Annotated in this window: 1 protein-coding gene; it reads right to left on the bottom strand. The window is 73.9% G+C overall.

Annotation, left to right across the window (positions count from 1 at the left end; genetic code table 11):
• Nucleotides 1–98 precede the first annotated feature (98 nt).
• A partial coding sequence (locus tag ACQKIP_RS42675; RefSeq protein ID WP_427745477.1) for an Rne/Rng family ribonuclease occupies nucleotides 99–3,690 on the bottom strand: 3,592 nt, incomplete at its 5' end.

Raw genomic sequence — 3,690 nt, 5'->3', positions numbered from 1 at the left:
CACTCTGTCCTAAGTTTCCACGACGAGATGCCCCCGGTGCGGTGATATCACCGCACCGGGGGCACCCCGGACATACGTACGGACTATGAAGGAGGGGGTCAGCCCTCGTCGGCCGCGGAGGCCTTGACGCCGGCCGGCGCCTGCTCCGCCGCAGCGGTCTTCTTCGTCGTCTTCGACGCCTTCTTGGCCGTCGTCTTCTTGGCGGCCGTCTTCTTGGCCGCGGTCTTCTTGGCGGCCGCCTTCTTCGCGGGCGCCTTCTTGGCGGCGGTCTTACGCGCCGTCTTCTTGGCCGGAGCGGCTTCCTCGGCGGGCGCACCGGCGTCCGCCGCGGGCTGCTCCGGGGCCGCAGGGGCCTCAGCGGCCTTCTCGGCCGTCGGGACGACCAGGACGGCCGCCTCCGCGGACGCGGTCGGCGCGGTGGCCTTGCGGACCGCACGGCGGCGCGGACGGGCCGGGGCGGCGTCGGCGGGGGCCTCGGCCACCGGCTCGGCGACGACCGGCTCCGCGACGGGCTCCGCCTTGGGCGCCTCGGTGACGATCACCTCGGCGGCTTCCGGCTCGGCGCTCTGCGCGGCCTTCGGCGAACCCGCGGGCGCCGTGGCCTTGCGGGTCGCACGACGGCGCGTACGGCCCTTGGGGGCGGCGTCGGCGGTGTCGGCAACGGGAGCCTCGGGGGCGGCCTCGACGGCAGCCTCCTCGGCGGGCACGACCGGAGCCTCGACGACCGGGTCCTCGGCGGCCGGAGCCTCGGCCGTGGCGGCCTGCCGGGACTTGGACCGCTTCTTCTCGGCCTTCTCCGCCTTCTCCGGCTTGTCTGCCTTCGCCGTCTTCTCCGCCTTCGGGGCGGACTCGGCGACGGGCGCGGCCTCCGCCTTCGGGGCGCCGGCCGGAGCCGAGGCCCGACGGGTCGCCCTGCGGCGCGAGCGACCGCCGCGGGACGCCGCGGCCTCGGCCTCGGACGCGCTGCTGTAGAGCTCCTCGTCCGGCACGAACTCGGGCGCCGGGAGCGCCACCGGGGCGGCGGTCTCCGCGGCGACCTCGGCCTCGGTCTCGACCTCGTCCGTGTTCTCGGGGCTCTCGTGGCCCTCGTGCTCGTGCGTGTGCTCCTGGCCCTGCTCGGAGCCGCCGCGCCCGCGCTTCTTGCGCTTGCCGCCGCCACCGGCGGAGGTCGGCTGCTCCATGTGCACGATCACGCCGCGGCCGTTGCAGTGGACACAGGTCTCGGAGAAGGACTCCAGGAGGCCCTGGCCGACCCGCTTGCGGGTCATCTGCACGAGACCCAGCGAGGTGACCTCGGCCACCTGGTGCTTCGTACGGTCACGGCCCAGGCATTCGAGCAGCCGCCGCAGGACCAGGTCACGGTTGGACTCGAGCACCATGTCGATGAAGTCGATGACGACGATGCCGCCCAGGTCACGCAGGCGCAGCTGGCGCACGATCTCCTCGGCCGCTTCGAGGTTGTTCCTCGTCACGGTCTCTTCGAGGTTGCCGCCCTGACCGGTGAACTTGCCGGTGTTGACGTCGACGACGATCATCGCCTCGGTCTTGTCGATCACCAGCGAGCCGCCGCTGGGCAGCCAGACCTTGCGGTCCAGGGCCTTCGCCAGCTGCTCGTCGATCCGGTACGTAGCGAAGACGTCGACCTCGGACGTCCACCGGGAGAGGCGGTCCGCCAGGTCGGGGGCGACGTGGGAGACGTATCCGTGGATGGTCTCCCAGGCCTCCTCGCCGCTGACGATGACCTTCGAGAAGTCCTCGTTGAAGATGTCGCGGACGACACGGACGGTCATGTCCGGCTCGCCGTACAGGAGGCTCGGCGAGCTCGTGGAGGCCGCCTTCGCCTTCTTCTGGATCTCTTCCCACTGCTGCTGGAGACGCTCGACGTCGCGGCGCAGCTCGTCCTCGCTCGCGCCCTCGGCGGCGGTGCGCACGATGACGCCCGCGTCCTCGGGGACGATCTTCTTGAGGATGGTCTTCAGACGCGCGCGCTCGGTGTCGGGCAGCTTGCGGCTGATGCCGGTCATCGAGCCCTCGGGCACGTAGACCAGGTAGCGGCCGGGCAGCGAGACCTGCGAGGTCAGGCGGGCGCCCTTGTGGCCGATCGGGTCCTTCGTGACCTGCACGAGGACCGACTGGCCGGACTTGAGCGCCGACTCGATGCGGCGGGGGCCGTTGGCCATCCCGAGCGCCTCGAAGTTGACCTCACCGGCGTAGAGCACCGCGTTGCGGCCCTTGCCGATGTCGATGAAGGCGGCCTCCATGGACGGCAGCACGTTCTGGACCTTGCCCAGGTAGACGTTGCCGACGTACGAGGTGGCCTGCTCCTTGTTGACGTAGTGCTCGACGAGCACGTTGTCCTCGAGGACGCCGATCTGGGTGCGCTCGCCGTTCTGGCGTACGACCATGACGCGTTCGACGGCCTCGCGGCGCGCCAGGAACTCGGCCTCGGTGATGATCGGCACCCGGCGGCGGCCCTGCTCGCGGCCTTCGCGGCGGCGCTGCTTCTTGGCCTCCAGGCGGGTCGAGCCCTTGATGGACTGGACCTCGTCGGCGCCGGTGCCGGGCTCGCGCTCTTCCTTCTTGCGCGGCTCGCGGACCTTGACGACCGTGCGCTCCGGGTCGCCGTCGACCGCGCTCTCGCCCTCACCGGAGTCACCGGCACGGCGACGGCGGCGACGACGGCGACGGCTGCTGCTGGAGCCGGCGCCCGCGCCGTTGTCCTCGTCCTCGTCGGACTCGGCGGCGTCTTCGGTGTCCTTGCCGTCCTTGGCGTCCTTGGAGTCCCTGGAGTCCTTGGCGTCCTCGGCGGCGTCCGGCTCGGAATCGGCGTCCGAGTCCTGCTGGTCGCCGGAGTCGTCGGCGGACTCACCGCGGCGGCGGCGACGGCCACCACGACGGCGACGGCGGCCGTGACGCTCACCGGAGTCGTCGGACTCGTCGTTGTCGTTGTTGTCGTTGTCCTCGGCGGCGTCCTCGGGCTCTTCGGCCTCGGCGGGCTGCGGGGCCGCCTTGGTCTGCTCGCGCTCGGCGGCGGGCTGCTCGTCGGAGGCCCGGCCGCGGCGGCGGCGACGGCGCGGACCCGTCTCCTCCTCCGCCACGGGGGCGGCGGCCACGGGCTCGGCCTCGACCTCTTCGGCGGGCTCGTCGGCCGCTTCGGCGGCGGCAGCGGCGGCCGCGCTCTCCGGGGTCTGGAACATCGGCGCGGCGAACACCGGCGCCTGAAAAACGGCGACGGCGGGGCGCGGCTTCCTGCCGGAGCCCTCCTCGCCGTCACCGGCACGCGTCGCCTTGCGGGCCCGCGCCGGGGCGGGGGCCGAGAATCCGGCGGCGGCCTTGCGGGTGGCACGGCGGGGACGGCGGCCGGTGGGCGCGTCCTCCTCGGCGGTCTCCGCTTCGGGGGTCTTCTTGCTCGCGGCGGGCGCGGCGGCAGCGGCGGGCGCGGCGTCGGCCTCGGCTGCGGGGGCCTGCTCGGCGGCCTGCGGCTCGGCGGCGGGCGCGGACGCACCGCGGGTCGCGCGGCGGCGGGCGCGGCGCGGGGCGGCGTCACCGGACTCCGGCTGCGCCTCGGGCACAGCCTCGGCGGCGGGCGCCTCTGCGGCGGCCTCGGCGCCCTGCGGCGCACCGGCGGGAGCCGAGGCGCGACGGGTGGCACGGCGGCGGCGCGGCGCGGGAGTGGTCTCTTCGGGCTCG

The organism is Streptomyces sp. NPDC059900 (assembly GCF_050270335.1).
Taxonomy (GTDB): Bacteria; Actinomycetota; Actinomycetes; order Streptomycetales; family Streptomycetaceae; genus Streptomyces.
This window is presented reverse-complemented; position numbering and strand designations above follow the sequence as displayed.